A 17297-nucleotide genomic window follows, 5' to 3' on the forward strand; every position below is an offset into this window, starting at 1 on the left:
AACATGCGATTCGCTTTTCGTACTCAACGGCTAATCGGGCTGATTAGTATGGGCTTCGTCCGAAATTTTATCTCCCGAAGCGGTTTCTCCGTCCGGTTGCGACGTTGCAGCTTCCAACCGGGCCCGCTTCTCTTCCCGGCTGATCCGCAAGCCGATCGACACGAAACCGGCGATGAACAGTACGCAAGCCACCCCGTACACAATATAATAAAGCGTTTCATTTCCCAACTGTTCGCGTGTGGAAAGAATTTTTCCGCCGCCCAACATCCATGAGAAATAAGAGATGGCATTATTGATACAATGGATCAGAATCACCGGAAGCAACGATCCGGTACGGTAGTAGATATACCCCAACACCAATCCCACCATAAATGCGTTGATCACCTGCTGCGGGATGAGGTGTACGATACCGAACACAGCCGCAGCGATCACCGCGCCGCGTAGTGCACCGTACTTCCGTGTCAGGGCGTCCTGTACGATTCCGCGGAATAGCATCTCTTCCATCACCGGGGCTATCACGATAGCCGTCAGCATCATCCATCCTCCGGTGCCCATCAGGGCATTGAGCCGGTCCATATACATATCCGGCAGTAACCCCAGCAAAGGCTCGATGACGATCCCGGTAGCCAACACCATGATAACCCCCCAGAGGATGATGGTGAAATCTAGTTTTTTGAAACCGAATTTCAACAGGGTCGTTCCTTTCGGTGAACGGATTTTACGTTGGTACAGCCCGAAACCGATCGTCAGCGAGAACTGGATCAAATACCCGAGAAAAGTGCCGAACCCCGGCGACACGTTGCCGATCTTCTGTAGGATACCTACGATAATCGATCCCAGTACGGTAGCCACGATAAACACCCCCAACAGGGTCAGCAGATCGCCCCACGACGGATACCCCTGCTTGAGCAGCGCCCTACGTAACGCCTTTTCTGTCTGCATTTTTGTATCGGTTTAGGCTTTTTGCAAGCATTAATACAAATCGTCGCCGAGCGTAGCGACCATAACAGCCTTGATCGTATGCATACGGTTCTCGGCCTCGTCGAATACGATCGACGCCTCGGACTGGAATACCTCATCGGTCACCTCCATCTCGGAGATCGCGAATCTCTCGTAAATATCATTGCCCACCACCGTTTCCAGATCATGGAATGCCGGCAGGCAATGCATGAACTTGCAGTCGGGATTCCCGGTAGCCTTCATCACCGCACGGTTGACCTGATAGGGTTGCAGCAATTTGATCCGTTCACCCCACACCTCGTCAGGTTCTCCCATCGACACCCAGACGTCGGTATAAACGAAATCGCAGCCGGCAACGCCTTCCGCAACATCTTCGGTCACCAGAATCTTCGCTCCGCTCTGCATCGACAACTGGCGGCACTGGTTGACCAGCGCTGCATCCGGAGCGCAAGCCCGGGGCGAAATCGCACGGTAATCCATGCCCATCTTCGCAGCCATCACCATCAACGAGTTCGCCACATTGTTATGTGCGTCACCCAGGAAACAAAACTTGACTTCGGATAACGGTTTGGGGCAGTGTTCACGCATGGTCAGCATATCAGCCAACGCCTGCGTCGGATGAAATTCCGTGGTGAGGCCGTTCCAGACCGGAACGCCCGAAAACTCGGCCAACAGCCGTACAATCCGTTGCCCGTAACCTCGATACTCGATTCCGTCATACATTCGTCCCAGCACACGGGCGGTATCCTTGACGGACTCTTTTTTGCCCATCTGCGAACCGGTCGGACCTAAGTAGGTCACCTGTGCGCCCTGATCATGGGCCGCCACCTCGAAAGCGCAACGGGTACGGGTCGAATCCTTCTCGAACAGCAGCACGATATTCTTACCTGTCAGCAGTTTCTTTTCCTTACCGAGATACTTGTCGGCCTTGAGCCGCGCGGCCAAATCCAGCATGTAGGTAATTTCATCGGCAGAGAAGTCGAGCAGCGTCAACAGGTTTCTTTTTCTCAAATCAATCATGGGGTCGTTGCAATCTGATTAAACTGCACCAAAGATATGGATTTTAATCGAGAAACCAACACGCTCCCGCGGCTTCGGACACACGGTTGCGGCCGGTTTGGTACGAGCATAACTGTTATCTCGAGAATTTTGATTAATATTGCATGATTATTCAACCGAAAAAGTATGGGCAAGATAGTGGCGCTGGCCAACCAAAAAGGCGGTGTGGGCAAAACCACCACCGCGATCAATCTAGCTGCCAGCCTGGCGGTTATCGGCAAGAAAATCCTGCTGGTCGACGCCGATCCGCAGGCGAATGCGACCTCGGGGCTGGGACTGGATATCAATCAGGTCAACATATACGACTGCATCACCGGGAACGCCTCGGCGGCAGACATCATACAGCAGTGTCCCGAGATCAAAAAACTCGACGTGCTGCCTTCCAGCATCAACCTGGTGGGCGCCGAAACCGAGTTGCTCGAAATCGAGGACGGACAGAAACGGATGAAAGCCATTCTTGAACCGCTCAAACCCAGCTACGATTTTATCCTGATCGATTGTTCGCCGTCGCTGGGCCTCGTGACACTCAATGCCCTGGTCGCCGCCGACAGCGTACTGATTCCGGTCCAATGCGAATATTTCGCACTGGAAGGACTCGGCAAGCTGCTCAATACGATTAAAATGACCAAGTCGAAACTCAATCCTGAACTGGAAATAGAAGGATTCCTGCTGACCATGTACGATTCCCGGCTTCGGCTGGCCAACCAGGTGGCCACGGAAGTACGCGAGCATTTCGGCGCGCTGGCGTTCGACACGATCATTCAGCGCAACACCCGCCTGAGCGAGGCACCCAGCTACGGCAAGCCGGCACTGTTGTACGACGCCGCCTCGACGGGCAGCGTAAATTACCTGAACCTGGCTAAAGAGTTCATCAAGAAAAACAAAAAAACGGCATAAGCGATATGAACCCGAAAAACAAAGGCTTGGGGCGTGGGTTGGGCGCCATATTCGAAATCGAAGGGAAAGACCTTCCGGCAAAAAAAAGCAACCATGCGTTCGAAGAGGTCGAGATCGCTTCGGTCGTCCCGAATCCGAAACAACCCCGCACGCATTTCGACGAACAGGCCCTCGGCGAGCTGGCCGAGTCGATCCGTACGCTGGGCGTGATCCAACCGCTGACGGTTAAGAAAGAGGACGACGGCAAATACACCATCATCAGCGGCGAACGCCGCTGGAGAGCTTCCCAATTGGCAGGTCTGGAGACCGTGCCGGTCTATATCCGCGAAGCGGACGACCAGCACGTGCTCGAAATGTCGATCGTGGAAAACATCCAACGCCAGGACCTCAATGCGATCGAGGTGGCGCTAAGCCTGCAGAGACTGGTTGACGAATGCAGCCTGACACAAGATTCGCTCGGTGAAAGGATAGGCAAAAAGCGCTCGACGGTAGCCAATTACATGCGCCTGCTTAAACTTCCGGTCGAGATTCAGCTTGCAATCCGTGAAGAGCTGATTTCCATGGGTCATGCCCGGGCATTGATCACGGTCGAATCACCCGAATTGCAGGTGGCCCTGCTTAAAAAGATAATAAAAAAAGGGCTCTCCGTCCGTCAGGTCGAAGAGATGGTCAAAATGCTGAACACTCCAAAACCGACCAAGGAAGAGATCGAAGAGGAGTACCCGGAAGAGTACGTAAAACTGGTCGAGCAGCTCGAGAAGGTTTTCACACAGGAGATCAGCATCAAAAAAAACAATAAGGGCGGCGGCAAAATCGTTATCGGTTTTGAATCCGACGAAGACATCCGCGAATTTATCCGCAAATTCGACCGAGCTATCCGATAATGCCAGCTTTGCGCCCATACCTCCGCACGCTGACTGTTGCCCTCGCCTCGGCGCTGGCAGCAGTCGCCGTTTCTGCGCAAACGCCTCAGACCACTACTGCGGAACACCCCCAAACCCAATCCTCCGCGTCACGATCGGCTCAATCGATGGTCGTACCCGCAGATACGGTGCAAAAGAAAAAGGGCAAGACATCTAAAGAGAGCCGCAGTAACGACAAGAAAAAAAACGACACCACCGCCCAATCCCCGGCAGGAGGGGCACAGGAACCGGGATTGACCCCGCAGAAACGCTTTAAAGTAGAAGGCGGGGTGCTCAAAGAAATCGTGCCTACGGCAGTTGAAAAAATCCTGACGGACGACAGTTCAAAATTGCATCAAACAGCCGTTTCCCCTGCTGACACCTCCCTCAAGCCGTTGAAAGGCGAATTGGCGGAAACGGTCGCGGCGGATTCCACGAAAGCAGGTAAACACAAACGCAGGGACGACACCTCTACCGTTCGTTACAGTGCGCTGTTCCGCGACACGATCCCGCTCTCGCGGATGACCGCCATCTCGCTGATTGCACCGGGGTTCTCACAACTTTACAACAAACAGGCGTGGAAAATCCCGATCCTTTACGGGGTAACCGGAGGTTTGGCCTATCTGGGTTTTCAGCAAAGCAGCAAATACAAGGAGATCAAAAAAGAGTACAACTCACTGGTCAGCCAAAACGCCGCACAGGAGCAGCTCGACCCTGTCCAGTGCGAAATGATCCGGTACAACACCCGGCGAACGGTATTTTTCGTCGGGGCGATCGCCTCTTACCTCTACTTCCTCTGTGACGGTGTGCTGAATTACAACGGTCCCGAAAATTCCGTCAAAAAGGCCACCACCCTATCGACGCTCTGCCCCGGAGCCGGACAACTTTACAACAGGAGTTACTGGAAAGTACCGATCGTCGTAGGTGCATTCGCTACGATGGGTTATGTGATCGACTGGAACGCCCGCGGCTACAACCGGTACCGCAAAGCATACAACCAGGTCGTGAACGGCGAACCCGACGAATTCGAAGGACGTTATTCGGCGGATTACCTCAAAAACATGAAGGATAACTTCCGCCGCAACCGCGACCTCTGCATTATCCTTACCGGAGCTCTCTACCTGCTCAATATCGTGGACGCGCATGTCGACGCACACCTGAAAGATTACGACATCAGCGACGATTTGTCAGTACGGCTCGAACCGACCGTTTTTCAAAACTACACGATGACCCGTAGCACCTACGGTGTCGGCATGTCCCTGAAAGTCGCATTTTAACCGCATAAATCTCCCGGAGATGAAAGGACTGTTATACTCCATGCTCTCTCTGACCGGCTTGCTGATGCTGCCGGGCCCTCTCTCAGCGGGAGCCCCGTCGGACTCAATTCCCGCCGACGAGCGATTGAACATCCGGCACGATTGCACCATTTACGATTCGATCATCGCTTCGTGGCGCGAAACCAACATGAACGATGCTTTCGAAAATTTCACGCAGGATTATATCAATCTCGACACGGCCAACTACATCGAAGCCGTCACTCCGTTTACAGACGCAGAATACCAGGCCCGGCTGCGGGGTATCGTATCCCCCATCCGCCTACCGTACAACCAGATCGTCCGCAAACATCTGGTCGCTTACGTCACCACGCACCGCGCACTGACACGCCGGATGCTGGGACAATCACAGTATTACTTTCCGCTGGTCGAGCGCGAGCTCGAGAAAGCCGGGCTACCGCTCGAGCTCAAATTCCTTCCCGTTATCGAATCGGCATTGCAACCCACCGCAACCTCGCCTTCCGGAGCGGTCGGCCTTTGGCAGTTCATGCTCAATACAGGCCGCCAGTACGGTTTGGAAATTTCATCGATGATAGATCAACGGCGCGATCCGGTTGCCTCCACCCGGGCCGCCTGCGCCTACCTGAAAGACCTGTACAAAATATACGGGGATTGGACCCTGGCCATCGCCTCTTACAATTATGGTCCGGGAAATGTGAACAAAGCGCTTAAACGGGCCGGCAGCAATGCCACTACCTATTGGGACATCTACCCTTACCTGCCGACCGCCACGCGGGATTACATTCCGGCTTTCGTCGGCCTGACCTATGCCTACCATTATTACAAAGACCATCATATCCAACCCTACACCCCGTCGTTGCCACTGGCGACCGATACCGTTACCATCAAGCACAACCTGCATCTCGAGCAGGTAGCTGCAACGCTCGGCATCCCGATGGAGTTGTTGCAAGCCCTGAACCCGCAATACAAGCAGGATATCATCCCGGCCGCAGTACGCACCTATCCGCTGGTTTTACCCCAGCGGGAGATTTCACGCTTTCTGGAACAGGAGCAGGCGATTTACGACAAAGACTCGATTTACCTGACCGACCACCTGAGCACAGCGGGCGAATCCAAACAACCCGTACCTGCGGTAGCGCAAACCACTTCGTACAAAGTCCGCAAGGGCGATACACTTGGGGCAATTGCTGCGAAACACAGAGTCACGACGGCTCAGTTGATGAAATGGAACGGGCTGAAAAGTGCAAACCGCCTTCAAATCGGCCAAACATTAAAAATCACCCGACCATGACCGGAAAGCGGGATACTATCATCGCCGTCGCCTCCGGCACCGGAGGCGCGATTGCGCTGATCCGCCTGAGCGGTCCGACAGCCATCGCCATCGGCGACCGGATTTTCACCAGCGTGTCCGGCTCTCCTCTCAGCAGATCTAAAGGTTTTACCGTCCACTTCGGCCATATCCGCAACGAAGCGGATGAGATCATCGACGACGTTCTGGTGTCGCTCTTTCGCGCCCCCCGCTCCTATACCGGTGAGGACATGCTCGAAATCTCCTGCCACGGTTCGACCTTCATCCAACGAGAGATTTTACGTCTTTGCATCCGGGAAGGAGCCCGCATGGCGCAGGGAGGGGAATTCACACTCAAAGCCTTTTTAGCCGGGAAGATGGATTTATCCCAGGCAGAGGCGGTGGCCGATATCATCGCATCAGACAGTCGGGCCGCATTGACGCTGGCCACCCGCCAGATCCGCGGCGGTTATTCGAAAGAGTTTACAGACCTTCGCCAACAATTACTCGAATTGACCTCCCTGCTGGAGCTCGAGTTGGATTTCAGCGAAGAAGACGTGGAGTTCGCTGACCGGACTCGTTTATCGGCGATGCTCACAGAAATAGAACACCGGATCAGCTCACTGAGCGACTCTTTCCGGTTGGGCAACATCCTGAAAAACGGCGTTCCCGTCGCCATTGTCGGCAGCCCGAACGTCGGCAAATCCACGCTGCTCAACGCCCTGCTCAATGAAGAACGGGCACTCGTATCGGATATCGCAGGCACTACACGAGACCTGATCGAGGAGACGATCAACATCCAGGGTGTCACTTTCCGGTTTATCGATACGGCGGGCATCCGGGATACGGCCGACCCGTTGGAGCATATGGGCATCGAACGAACATTGCAGCGCGTACGACAGGCTGCAATTATCCTGCTGATGGTCGACGCCAACGATCCATCCGAGCAAATTGAAGCGCAACTACAATCTATACCGGTCGGGGAGGGGCAGCAAATCGCACTCATCCTGAATAAATCCGACAAAGCAACTGAGGAACAGATCGCGTTATCAAAGAAAACCTTACAGCAAAAAAACGCCATTCCTGTTTTGTCTATTTCAGCCAAGCAAAAAGGCAACTTACAAGCACTAACGTCATTGCTGTACGATTCCGTTCATGCCGATGAGTCGCTCCGTTCCGGACAACTGATTGTTTCGAACGCCCGGCACCACGAAGCATTAGAAGCCGCACGCGGAGCCACGCACCGGGCTCAGAATGGACTTGCAGGAGGCATTTCCGGAGACCTGCTCGCTCAGGACATCCGCGAAGTTCTGCACCATTTGGGCACCATTACCGGTGAAATCACGTCGCAGGACATACTGAATTCCATCTTTTCCAAATTCTGCATCGGCAAATAGGAGCCGGTAAACAACGATCAACAACACTCAGTAACGATTACTTAGGCGCTCATTCAGAGCGCCTAACAGCGTTTGCACTTTATCGCCGCTGCGATTGCATATGCAATCTTGCGTACTTTTTTCACCCCCGTTTCTCCCCCGAGCCCCAATGTCTGCAGGGGTACTCGGTTCCGTCTCCAAGGTTCTGGAAAATTGAGACGAGCCGATACGAGGTGCGACGTAGAGGTCGGAGCAGCAACACAATCGGGAACCTTTATCGGAGCCATTATGAGTAGTAACCTACGAATCGAGCGCATTTGCGAGTTCTGCGGCCGACGGTTTATCGCAAAGACCACTGTAACAAGATTTTGCTCCCACACATGTTCTCAGCGCCATTACAAGAGAGATCACCGCCGACGAGATATTGGGCAAAATCTCCCGGAGTTTGCCACCTCTCCGGCTCCCATACAACCTATTCTAATGTCAAAAGAGTATATGGGCTGTCAGGAGGTCGCGAATATGATGGGAATAAGCCGAGCAACGGTTCATCGCTATTGCGCGACCGGAAAGTTCCGGTGTGTGCGGCTCAACCGGAAAATCTTTATCCGCAAAAAGGATATCGATGCCCTGTTCGACAATGCAGAACCATACGAAGTAATGCCTGCAAACAGAGCCCCGATCACCGAATTTTATACGATGCAAGAAATTACGGAAAAATTCGAAGTATCCGAATCCACTGTATATAATATGGCAATTGCAAAACAAATTCCCAAGGTACTCAGCCAGGGAAAAACCATTTACAGCAAAAAGCATATCGACCGCCATTTTGCCCGCAAACTCCCCGATCCGCAGGTTGCCGAATGGTACACCGTGGAAGAGATTCGGGAGAAATACAACATGAGCGTCTCAGCGGTCTACTCCTTCACCTCGGAGTACGGCATTCCCCGTAAGAAGAGCCGCGGCAAGACCTACTACTCGAAATCACATACGGATCAGCACCTCAAAATGCGCCGTCCCGATCCCAAGATCAAAGAGTGGTACAGCATGAACGACATCGTGGCACTCTACAACTTCGCACCGGGTTATGTGTCGAATCTAATCTATAAAAATCCGATCCCGAAAATCCGGCGCGGCAACAAAGGCTATTACTCCAAGGAACATTTCGACCGGCTTGTCCGCGAGAAGCAGCTCGTGCCGGAGTACTACACCGTCGAGGAAGCCATGGCAAAATACAACCTGACGCGGGACACACTCTACCATCACATCCGGTATAACAACGTACCGAAGATCAAAGATGGGCGCTACATCAAAATATCAAAGCCGGAACTGGACGCCATTTTCGAACAACCAATCACAATTTAATACATAAAAACGATGGGAACAAAAGTAACCTTACGTCACAAGCCGATCACCAACGGACGCGAATCGCTCTACCTCGATTTCTACCCGCCGATCCGCTGCAAAGCGACCATGAAACTCGTTCACAAGGAGTATTTAGGGATTTACATCTACCAGAATCCACAGAACGAAATTCAGCGCGACTACAACCGGGAAATGCTCTACAAAGCCGAAGCGATCCGATCGGTGAGGGTGCAGTCGTGCATCAACGAAGAGTACGGTTTTCTGGACAAGCACAAACTCAAAGCCGACTTTCTCGATTTCTTCCGAAGCATCGCCCTAAAGAAAGACCCCAAATGGCGGATGGTCTACAAACATTTCGAAAAATTCTGTGGCGGCAAGTGTTCGTTCGGGGAGGTGACGGTCGATCTGTGCCGCCGCTTTCGCGACTACCTGATGACCACGCGCCAACTCAAATTCACCAACAAGAAGATGAAGTGCAATTCCGCCGCAGGATACTTCTCGACCTTTCGCGCCCTGCTGAAGATCGCCTACCGCGACAAGCTGATCCGCGAGAACGTCAACGATTTTCTTGAAAAAATCGAGTACGAGGACACCCGACGCGAGTTCCTGACACTGGACGAACTGAAGCGGCTGGCCGATACGCCCTGCAACATTCCGGTTCTCCGACACGCGGCGATCTTCTCCTGCTTCACAGGGCTTCGGATCAGCGATATACTCCAACTCGAATGGAAACATATCTCTCAAGCTTCTGACGGCGGTTGGTGGATGCGCATCCGCACCGAAAAGACAGAAACCGAGGCGACGCTGCCCATCAGCGACGAAGCGTTGGAATACTGCGGCCAACCAGGTACGGGCAAAGTATTTAAAGGGCTGGAACGTTCGATGACCCAACATCCACTACAGAAATGGATTCGCACAGCAGGGATAGAACGCAACATCACCTTCCATTGCTTCCGCCACACGTTCGCCACACTTCAGATAGCATTAGGCACGGACATCTTTACCGTCAGCAAAATGCTCACCCATAAAAATGTCTCGACGACGCAGATTTATGCAGAGCTGGTCAACGAAAAGAAGCGCGAGTCGGCGAATCGGATTTCACTGAAGTAATTTGTTATTATACGAATTTTTGCATCGTTATAACACAATTGTATAACGATGCAAAAATCGAATAAATGATTTTTGTAAACATTTCTGTAGCCGCCCTCTATTTGATTATAAAGGGTTTTCTATGGAACAGACGGTACTCACATTCGAAAAATTGCCCGAAGCGGTGGCTTATCTGGTTACTGAAGTTAACAACATTCGCAGGCTGTTAGAGCAGCAGCGACAGCCATTGCCATCCAAACGCCTCCCGGTCGGAATCGAAGATGCCTGCCGCGTGGTTATGAAAGCCCGGTCGACGGTTTACACCCTGGTTCGAAAAGGGCTAATCCCGTGCTGTAAAAATGGTAATCGACTCTATTTTTATGAAGATGAGCTGCTCGCATGGATCGCCAATGGCAAGAAGAAAAGTATCGCCGAGACCAAAGCCGAGATCGAAGCACAAATGCAACAGTCGGTCCGGCATAAACCTGCTGGACGAAATTTTTGATTTTTTCCGATTCCATCACCCTTTTCTTGAAAAACGCCCTATTACTAATAAAGGTCTCTTTTCAAGAGGTCGAAAAGAGTACTCAAACATATAAACTTATTCCGTATGAATAAAAATGCACTGCGGGAGATCGGCGAAGAAGCCGCTCCCGTAAATTTCGGGGATCCGTACACATTAATACCTTATTCCTGGATTATCCGCATCCGTGAAATGAACCGGAGCGAACTCTCAAGCAAAGAACAACTATATCTCGACCTGTTCCTCTTCAGTACCTATACCGGAGGTACGACTATGACCGAAATGGCATTTCTGAAAAAAGATGCTATCTCGAACAGGACGCTTATCTGTGACAGAATCATTACTTCAAAAACTGCAATTATTCCGCTGGTGGACCGAACGAAGGCAATTATTAAAAAATACCAAATGAAATGTTTCGGGGAATATTTGCTTCCCGTTTTCACCCACAAGCACCAAACACCGGATCAGCAGGCCGGCAGGATCAAAAGGATATCAGAACAAACAAACCGTACGCTTCGGAAAGTTTGCGCTCAATTGGGAATCGAAGCCGAAATTACACTGGGTTCCACTCGGAAGATTTTCATCACACACATGATTGATTCTCGTATTCCATATGAACATATTGCCGAGTATGTGGGATGCACTATCGACACCGTCATTCGCCATCATGAACAATTCTACCAAGCAGTACAAGAAGCATGGATACAATATTCTCCAGATAAGAAATGAAACTTTGATCGCATTCATTAATAATGAAATAGATAACATAAAAAAGAGGGTAGCCCGCGGAAAGGCTACCCTCTTTTATCTGTATGTCGCTGCCGGTCAGATTGCATTGAAAATCCATCTTAAGCCAGTGACAATCAATTCCTTTAAAAAAGCTACCGCTTCCTGTACACATATATTTGTCCAATCCGACTAAAGATATTTATCAGTCGTATTAAGTATCAAGAACATATATAATAATATGATATAATTATAACAGTCAATTTCTATACAACCTGTCAAAGCGATCTCTGAAGCCCTGACAGAACTCCCGTGCGGCGTACCTTGATTCGGGAAGGGGCACGGTCTGTTTCCTGATCTGGAGAGCATAGCGTATTTTAAGCTAAAAAAACTTAAAGTACCAGTTATGTTTACAGTCAACATCAAAGGACGGAGGGATCCGAGAAACATCGACCTCGTCAAACTCGATCTGATCTTTTACAAGCGCGGTTATGCACGCGTTTCGAAAGTGCTCCACATTACAGGCCTATACCGGGAGTGGGACTCTAAGAGCCAATCTTTCACCGGCGCGGATACTTCCGAAAAGAACATGTTGCTCCGTCATGAGCGATTGAAATATCTGAAGGTCGCCGAAAAGTGGGAATATCAAGGTAAGGACTGGATTCCCGTCGAGTTGTCCCACTATTACGACGACGATCCGAGGATTCGCAATCGTTATATCACCGTCGCGGAGATGCTCGACGCCCTAACGGAAAAGACCGCCACACGGGAGCGGTACAAAAACGGGCTGATACTTACCAGCGAACCGACTGCGAAGAAATACCGTTACCTGAAGAGTTCGCTCGAACGGTTTGTCCGGAGCAAGTATCGTCGGGATTTCTCGAAATATCGTTTCCGGGACATCACCGAACAGTTCCTGTTAGACTATACGCTATGGACGCAGCTTTGCGGAGGGAAGCAGGGAAACGAAGGCGGTATCCGGGAGAAACTGCGCAAACTGCGAGCGGTCTGTCTTTATGCCAAAGAGAACGGAGTCTACAACGTTAACCTGAACGCTTTCCGCCCCCTGCGCGAGAAACTCAAATCGCGGCTGGTCACGCCCAAAGGAGTATCGCCCGAAATCATCCGCATCATTGAGACCGTCGACCGGACGCTACTCGGCAAAAAAGAGTCGTTCTACCTCGACCTATTTCTGTTCAGTTATTACGCCGGCGGAATGTCGGCCATCGACGTCTGCCTGCTGACACGCGATCGTATTAAAGGAGATATGATTATCTACGACCGAACAAAGTTCGACAAGCAGGCACGGGTGATCCTGACAGACAAAGCAATCGAGATTATTGAGCGCTACCGTAACGAGGCCTATATGAATTATGTATTTCCAACGATCAAGCGCTGCAATCCGCCCCAGGCAAAACTCTACGGACGCATCAAGCGGATCAACGAGAAAGTCAACCAAACCCTGAAGAAGATTTGTAAACTCTCCGACATCGACCAGCGAATTACCTGGAGTACAGCCCGCAGCAGTTACATCTCCCGCATGATCGACGAAGGATTCCATCCACTCCAAGTAGCTGAACTCGCTGGTAATTCACCTCAAACAATTTACAGGCATTATTACACAATCTCCAATAAAGAGAAAATGAAAGAGAAGATGAATCAGGCGTTCAACTGTAATGGGTAATTATGCAATACACATTATTCGTATAGTATAATTTACAGTATGTGTTAAAAACTTGGTCACATCACATTTATATAGCAAAATATTTCATATCTTTACAATACGAAAGGTTCCATCACAATGCACAAAACCATGAACAGAATAAAGGAAGTGCTCGAAGAAAAAGGAATAAAACAGACGTGGCTCGCCGAAAAACTGGGAAAAAGCTTCAGTCAAACTAATGCCTATGTCTGCAATCGGCGCCAACCCAGCCTCGAATTACTATTCGAAATAGCCAAGATCCTTCAAGTAGATCCTAAAGAATTAATTGACAGCGAAGAGAAAAAATAGATATGAGTCAAGAACAACATAACCAACTAGTTTCTTTCATCTGGAATATCGCAAACGACGTATTGGTCAATGATTATAACAAAGGCGAATACCGCAAAGTCATTCTACCAATGATGGTTATCCGGCGTTTGGATGCAGTGCTTGAGCCGACAAAGGAGGTGGTGATGGCAACAAAAGCTACATTGGACAAATCAGGAGTATTAGATCAAGATGTTGCTTTATGCAGTGCTGCTGGACAGGCATTTTGCAACAAATCCCCTTTCACCCTAAAACAATTGAAGGCTCGCACGAATCGCCAACAGCTTAAGCTGGATTTTACGGCTTATCTGGACGGATTCAGTAGTAATGTTCTTAAAATTATCGAACATTTTGAACTGCGTCCACAAATCGAAAAGCTTTCAAATCAAGGATTATTGGGTATGCTTATCGAGAAATTTGTTGACCCGAGAATCAACTTGAGCAACCAACCGATTTTGGATGATGAAGGCAATGTAAAACTCCCGGCTCTTGATAATCATTCGATGGGTACGGTCTTCGAAGAATTACTTCGAAGATTTAATGAGGAAAATAATGTTACAGAGGCTGGAGAACACTTTACGCCTCGTGATATTGTGGAACTGATGGCAGACATAGCTTTCATCCCCGTTGCAGATAAAATCACTGATAACACATACTTAATTTATGACGGAGCTTGTGGTACCGGTGGTATTTTAACGAAATCGGAAGAGAGAATTAATCAGTTGGCAAAGAAAGCCAATAAGAAAATCAATACCCATATTTACGGACAAGAAAAGCAACCGGAAACCTTCGCAACCTGCCAGGCAGACCTTTTGATAAAAGGTGATGGCGAAGAAGCGCCACACATTGCTCTTGGCTCTACGATTTCCGAAGATGGGCATTCTTCTATGACTTTCGACTTTCTTATCTCCAATCCGCCATTTGGTACTCCATGGAAGAAAGACTTGGAGAATTGGGGATATAAAGACAAAAAAGAGATTACCGATACACGCTTTATTACGACCTATAAGGAAGATACGGAATATTCCATGGTGCCTAATATCGGTGATCCGCAAATGCTGTTCCTAGCTAATAGCGTTAGCAAGATGAAGCATACTACTGAGTTCGGCAGTCGCATCGTCGAGGTGCATAACGGCTCTTCTCTTTTTACCGGAAATGCCGGAGGTGGAGAAAGCAACATTCGCCGATATATCATTGAGAACGATTTATTGGAAGCTATCGTTGCAATGCCTGAAAAGATGTTTTACAATACGGGAATTGCAACTTTCCTGTGGATTGTAACGAATCGCAAAAGCAAAGAACGCGAAGGCAAAGTTCAGCTTATCGATGCTACAAAACTGAAATCTCCGCTTCGCAAGAACTTGGGCGAGAAAAACTGCGAATTCACAAAAGATATCCGCAAGCAAATTCTTAAAATCTACATGGATTTTAAGCCCTGCGAAGAGTGTAAGATATTTGATAATGAGGAATTCGGCTATTGGGAGGTTGTTGTTGACAGGCCTTTACGCAATGAAGATGGAGATATTATAACGGATAAAAAAGGAAAACCGAAAACCGATAGTAAATTACGCGATAAGGAGCAGATTCCATTGACCTACGAGGGTGGTATCGAAGCTTTTCTCCAGAAAGAGGTTTACCCCTATGTCCCGGATGCGATTATCGACATAGATAGCGCGGTCGTTGGGTATGAATTGAGCTTTACAAAATATTTCTACAGGCCAATCGAATTGCGTTCGATTGCGGAAATAAAAGCCGATATCGCTGCGATCGAGAGGGATACGGATGGACTATTGAACCTAATCCTTGGAGATTAATTATGGAAGTGACAAATATTATAATCAGTATATCGATTTCGCTTGTAGTAGGCGGCGGAACCGGCATTTGTGTGTTCAAATGGTTCGGTAAGAGGTGGATTGGACATTGGTTTGACAAAGATCTGGAAAGATATAAACAGCAGCTTGATCTGCTAAAAATGCAGAATTATCTGCAATTCAGTAAAGTTTACACGAAGCAAGCCGAGTACATTGAGGGGATTTACGAACGGCTGGCAAAAATAGACTTAGCCAATAATCTAATGAAGGCTGGGAAGTTCGCCGATAACGAAAAGCGGGAGGAAACTCTTCGAGAATATTCAGTGATGATTGGGGAATGCTCTATTTATGTATCTCTGCATGGTATTTTCCTCAGTGATTCCATGCGCAGCAAATTAGATATGCTGATTAATACATTGGCTAAAGAGGTTTGGCCTCAACTCTCTGAATTGGAACAATTGGCTAACGATGAGTTTTTGCGTCGAGTAAAAGAGCTGCCCGAATACGATGCAAGGGCAATAATGGATGATTTACGCAAAGAATTCGAACTGGTGCTTGGAATCAACAAGCCTAATAAGTTAATCAATGAAACAATACGATAAATATAAAGAAGCTGATATTGTATGGCTTGGGCGGATTCCAGACCATTGGTTTACATTACGGGCAAAGACAATGTTTGATAAGCAAAATAGAGATATTAAAGCTGATTATGATGTTGTTACTTGCTTCCGTGATGGAGTAGTTACGCTTCGAAAAAACAGAAGAACAACAGGCTTTACAGAGTCATTGAAAGAGTCCGGATATCAAGGTATTGCTAAAGGAGATTTGGTCATACATGTGATGGATGCCTTTGCAGGAGCTGTCGGCGTTTCTGATTCAGAGGGGAAAGGAACCCCTGTATACAGTGTGTGCACAGCAAAAGGCGAATATAACCATTATTACTATGCCCATATAATTCGAATAATGGCCCAAACAGGTTTTATTCAATCTTTGTATAGAGGCATACGAGAGCGGTCTTCGGATTTTAGGTTTGATGTATTTGGGAAACAATACTTACCTATACCATCAAAGGATGAACAAGATCAGATTGTGCGATATCTGGATTGGAAGGTGTCGCTCATCAACAAGTTTGTTAAGGCGAAGAAGCGCGAAGTCGCGTTATTGAAAGAGCTTAAAAATGCTGAAATCAATCATGCTGTAACCCGAGGGTTGAATCCTGAAGTTCCGCTCAATGATAGCGGTATTGAATGGATTGGGCAAGTGCCAGAAGATTGGGAGATAAAGAATTTCAGTCAATACTTTACGTTTGGGAAAGGGCTTCCAATAACTAAAGAAGATTTAAGGGAGAATGGTGTAGAGGTAATTAGCTATGGGCAAATCCACTCAAAACTTAATAATTCTATTGGACTAAATGAATCTCTGATAAAATATGTTAGTCCATTTTATTTAGACACACATGCACAATCATTGCTTAACAGGGGGGATTTTGTCTTTGCAGACACATCTGAAGATATTGATGGTTCTGGTAATAACATTTTTATAAATACGACACATCCTGTTTTTGCTGGTTATCATACATTAATTATCAGAGCGCAGAATCTTGAATGTCCTGAATATTATGCTTATCTTTTTTTATCAATCAGGTGGAAGCGCCAGGTGCAAAGCCTTGTTAATGGGGTGAAAGTTTTTAGTATAAATAAAAGCATTCTTAAGAAAACAAAACTTCTCACTCCCCCTCTCTTTGAGCAAAGGGAAATCGTCAACTACATAGTTGATAAAGAACAAAAAATCAATAAAGCGATAAGCGATATCGAGCGTGAAATTGATCTTGTAAAGGAATATAAAGCACGACTTATCAGCGACGTTGTGACGGGCAAAGTGGATGTACGAGGGATCGTGGTCCCTGATTTCCAATCAGAATCAGAAGTCATCGAAGCGACTGAAGAGGAGGCAGACGATCAAACAGAAATAAATTAAAAC

General features: G+C 48.6%; 16 protein-coding genes. 14 read left to right on the forward strand and 2 right to left on the reverse strand.

Annotated elements, in window-relative coordinates; translation table 11 throughout:
• Nucleotides 1-30: 30 nt before the first annotated feature.
• Nucleotides 31-942, reverse strand: a complete 912-nt coding sequence (locus tag NQ495_RS02285; RefSeq protein ID WP_009134593.1) for a CPBP family intramembrane glutamic endopeptidase — start codon at nucleotides 940-942, stop codon at nucleotides 31-33.
• 30 nt (nucleotides 943-972) lie between these two features.
• The gene (gene argF / locus NQ495_RS02290) at nucleotides 973-1980 is read right to left on the reverse strand and encodes an ornithine carbamoyltransferase (protein ID WP_009134592.1); all 1008 of its coding nucleotides are present in this window, start codon (nucleotides 1978-1980) and stop codon (nucleotides 973-975) included.
• A 165-nt stretch (nucleotides 1981-2145) separates the two neighbouring features.
• Between argF and NQ495_RS02295 the strand changes: the two genes are divergently transcribed.
• From NQ495_RS02295 to NQ495_RS02360, 14 genes are all read left to right on the forward strand, one after another.
• A complete protein-coding gene (locus tag NQ495_RS02295; RefSeq protein WP_009134591.1) occupies nucleotides 2146-2916 on the forward strand; it encodes a ParA family protein in 771 nt (256 codons plus the stop codon).
• A 5-nt stretch (nucleotides 2917-2921) separates the two neighbouring features.
• On the forward strand, nucleotides 2922-3800 hold the full coding sequence (locus NQ495_RS02300; protein WP_009134590.1) for a ParB/RepB/Spo0J family partition protein: 879 nt from the start codon (nucleotides 2922-2924) through the stop codon (nucleotides 3798-3800).
• Between the two features lie 146 nt (nucleotides 3801-3946).
• On the forward strand, nucleotides 3947-5095 hold the full coding sequence (locus NQ495_RS02305) for a DUF5683 domain-containing protein (protein ID WP_259801865.1): 1149 nt from the start codon (nucleotides 3947-3949) through the stop codon (nucleotides 5093-5095).
• A 19-nt stretch (nucleotides 5096-5114) separates the two neighbouring features.
• Nucleotides 5115-6404, forward strand: a complete 1290-nt coding sequence (locus NQ495_RS02310; protein WP_009134588.1) for a lytic transglycosylase domain-containing protein — start codon at nucleotides 5115-5117, stop codon at nucleotides 6402-6404.
• On the forward strand, nucleotides 6401-7798 hold the full coding sequence (gene mnmE / locus NQ495_RS02315; protein ID WP_009134587.1) for a tRNA uridine-5-carboxymethylaminomethyl(34) synthesis GTPase MnmE: 1398 nt from the start codon (nucleotides 6401-6403) through the stop codon (nucleotides 7796-7798). The genes NQ495_RS02310 and mnmE overlap by 4 nt, the downstream gene beginning before the upstream one ends.
• A gap of 459 nt (nucleotides 7799-8257) precedes the next feature.
• Entirely contained in the window at nucleotides 8258-9139 is an 882-nt protein-coding gene (locus NQ495_RS02320; RefSeq protein ID WP_187118327.1) for a helix-turn-helix domain-containing protein, read from the forward strand.
• Between the two features lie 12 nt (nucleotides 9140-9151).
• Nucleotides 9152-10249 (forward strand): tyrosine-type recombinase/integrase, encoded by a 1098-nt coding sequence (locus NQ495_RS02325; RefSeq protein ID WP_009134585.1) that lies wholly within the window; start codon nucleotides 9152-9154, stop codon nucleotides 10247-10249.
• A 121-nt stretch (nucleotides 10250-10370) separates the two neighbouring features.
• Nucleotides 10371-10733: a helix-turn-helix domain-containing protein gene (locus NQ495_RS02330; RefSeq protein WP_009134584.1), complete on the forward strand. Its 363-nt coding sequence runs from the start codon at nucleotides 10371-10373 to the stop codon at nucleotides 10731-10733.
• Between the two features lie 105 nt (nucleotides 10734-10838).
• Complete coding sequence (locus NQ495_RS02335; RefSeq protein ID WP_009134583.1) at nucleotides 10839-11480, forward strand: tyrosine-type recombinase/integrase; 642 nt, start codon at nucleotides 10839-10841, stop codon at nucleotides 11478-11480.
• Between the two features lie 403 nt (nucleotides 11481-11883).
• Nucleotides 11884-13161 carry a tyrosine-type recombinase/integrase gene (locus NQ495_RS02340; protein ID WP_009134582.1) on the forward strand — a complete coding sequence of 426 codons (1278 nt, stop codon included), beginning with the start codon at nucleotides 11884-11886 and terminating at the stop codon, nucleotides 13159-13161.
• Nucleotides 13162-13278: 117 nt separating this feature from the next.
• On the forward strand, nucleotides 13279-13488 hold the full coding sequence (locus tag NQ495_RS02345) for a helix-turn-helix transcriptional regulator (RefSeq protein WP_009134581.1): 210 nt from the start codon (nucleotides 13279-13281) through the stop codon (nucleotides 13486-13488).
• 2 nt (nucleotides 13489-13490) lie between these two features.
• Nucleotides 13491-15320: a type I restriction-modification system subunit M gene (locus tag NQ495_RS02350; protein WP_009134580.1), complete on the forward strand. Its 1830-nt coding sequence runs from the start codon at nucleotides 13491-13493 to the stop codon at nucleotides 15318-15320.
• Nucleotides 15321-15322: 2 nt separating this feature from the next.
• Nucleotides 15323-15919: a hypothetical protein gene (locus tag NQ495_RS02355; RefSeq protein ID WP_009134579.1), complete on the forward strand. Its 597-nt coding sequence runs from the start codon at nucleotides 15323-15325 to the stop codon at nucleotides 15917-15919.
• Complete coding sequence (locus NQ495_RS02360) at nucleotides 15903-17294, forward strand: restriction endonuclease subunit S (protein ID WP_009134578.1); 1392 nt, start codon at nucleotides 15903-15905, stop codon at nucleotides 17292-17294. Before NQ495_RS02355 ends, NQ495_RS02360 begins: the two co-directional genes overlap by 17 nt.
• The last annotated feature ends 3 nt before the right edge of the window (nucleotides 17295-17297 follow it).

It is taken from the genome of Alistipes indistinctus YIT 12060 (assembly GCF_025144995.1).
In the GTDB taxonomy this organism is placed as follows: Bacteria; Bacteroidota; Bacteroidia; order Bacteroidales; family Rikenellaceae; genus Alistipes_A; species Alistipes_A indistinctus.

What these genes read in the sequence shown, in the direction of transcription:
- NQ495_RS02360 (WP_009134578.1), top strand. Translation starts at nt 15,903, where the DNA reads ATGAAACAATACGATAAATATAAAGAAGCTGATATTGTATGGCTTGGG.
- NQ495_RS02345 (WP_009134581.1), top strand. Translation starts at nt 13,279, where the DNA reads ATGCACAAAACCATGAACAGAATAAAGGAAGTGCTCGAAGAAAAAGGA.
- NQ495_RS02340 (WP_009134582.1), top strand. Translation starts at nt 11,884, where the DNA reads ATGTTTACAGTCAACATCAAAGGACGGAGGGATCCGAGAAACATCGAC.
- NQ495_RS02320 (WP_187118327.1), top strand. Translation starts at nt 8,258, where the DNA reads ATGTCAAAAGAGTATATGGGCTGTCAGGAGGTCGCGAATATGATGGGA.
- NQ495_RS02355 (WP_009134579.1), top strand. Translation starts at nt 15,323, where the DNA reads ATGGAAGTGACAAATATTATAATCAGTATATCGATTTCGCTTGTAGTA.
- NQ495_RS02295 (WP_009134591.1), top strand. Translation starts at nt 2,146, where the DNA reads ATGGGCAAGATAGTGGCGCTGGCCAACCAAAAAGGCGGTGTGGGCAAA.
- NQ495_RS02350 (WP_009134580.1), top strand. Translation starts at nt 13,491, where the DNA reads ATGAGTCAAGAACAACATAACCAACTAGTTTCTTTCATCTGGAATATC.
- NQ495_RS02325 (WP_009134585.1), top strand. Translation starts at nt 9,152, where the DNA reads ATGGGAACAAAAGTAACCTTACGTCACAAGCCGATCACCAACGGACGC.
- NQ495_RS02305 (WP_259801865.1), top strand. Translation starts at nt 3,947, where the DNA reads ATGGTCGTACCCGCAGATACGGTGCAAAAGAAAAAGGGCAAGACATCT.
- argF (WP_009134592.1), bottom strand. Translation starts at nt 1,980, where the DNA reads ATGATTGATTTGAGAAAAAGAAACCTGTTGACGCTGCTCGACTTCTCT.
- NQ495_RS02285 (WP_009134593.1), bottom strand. Translation starts at nt 942, where the DNA reads ATGCAGACAGAAAAGGCGTTACGTAGGGCGCTGCTCAAGCAGGGGTAT.
- NQ495_RS02310 (WP_009134588.1), top strand. Translation starts at nt 5,115, where the DNA reads ATGAAAGGACTGTTATACTCCATGCTCTCTCTGACCGGCTTGCTGATG.
- NQ495_RS02335 (WP_009134583.1), top strand. Translation starts at nt 10,839, where the DNA reads ATGAATAAAAATGCACTGCGGGAGATCGGCGAAGAAGCCGCTCCCGTA.
- NQ495_RS02330 (WP_009134584.1), top strand. Translation starts at nt 10,371, where the DNA reads ATGGAACAGACGGTACTCACATTCGAAAAATTGCCCGAAGCGGTGGCT.
- NQ495_RS02300 (WP_009134590.1), top strand. Translation starts at nt 2,922, where the DNA reads ATGAACCCGAAAAACAAAGGCTTGGGGCGTGGGTTGGGCGCCATATTC.
- mnmE (WP_009134587.1), top strand. Translation starts at nt 6,401, where the DNA reads ATGACCGGAAAGCGGGATACTATCATCGCCGTCGCCTCCGGCACCGGA.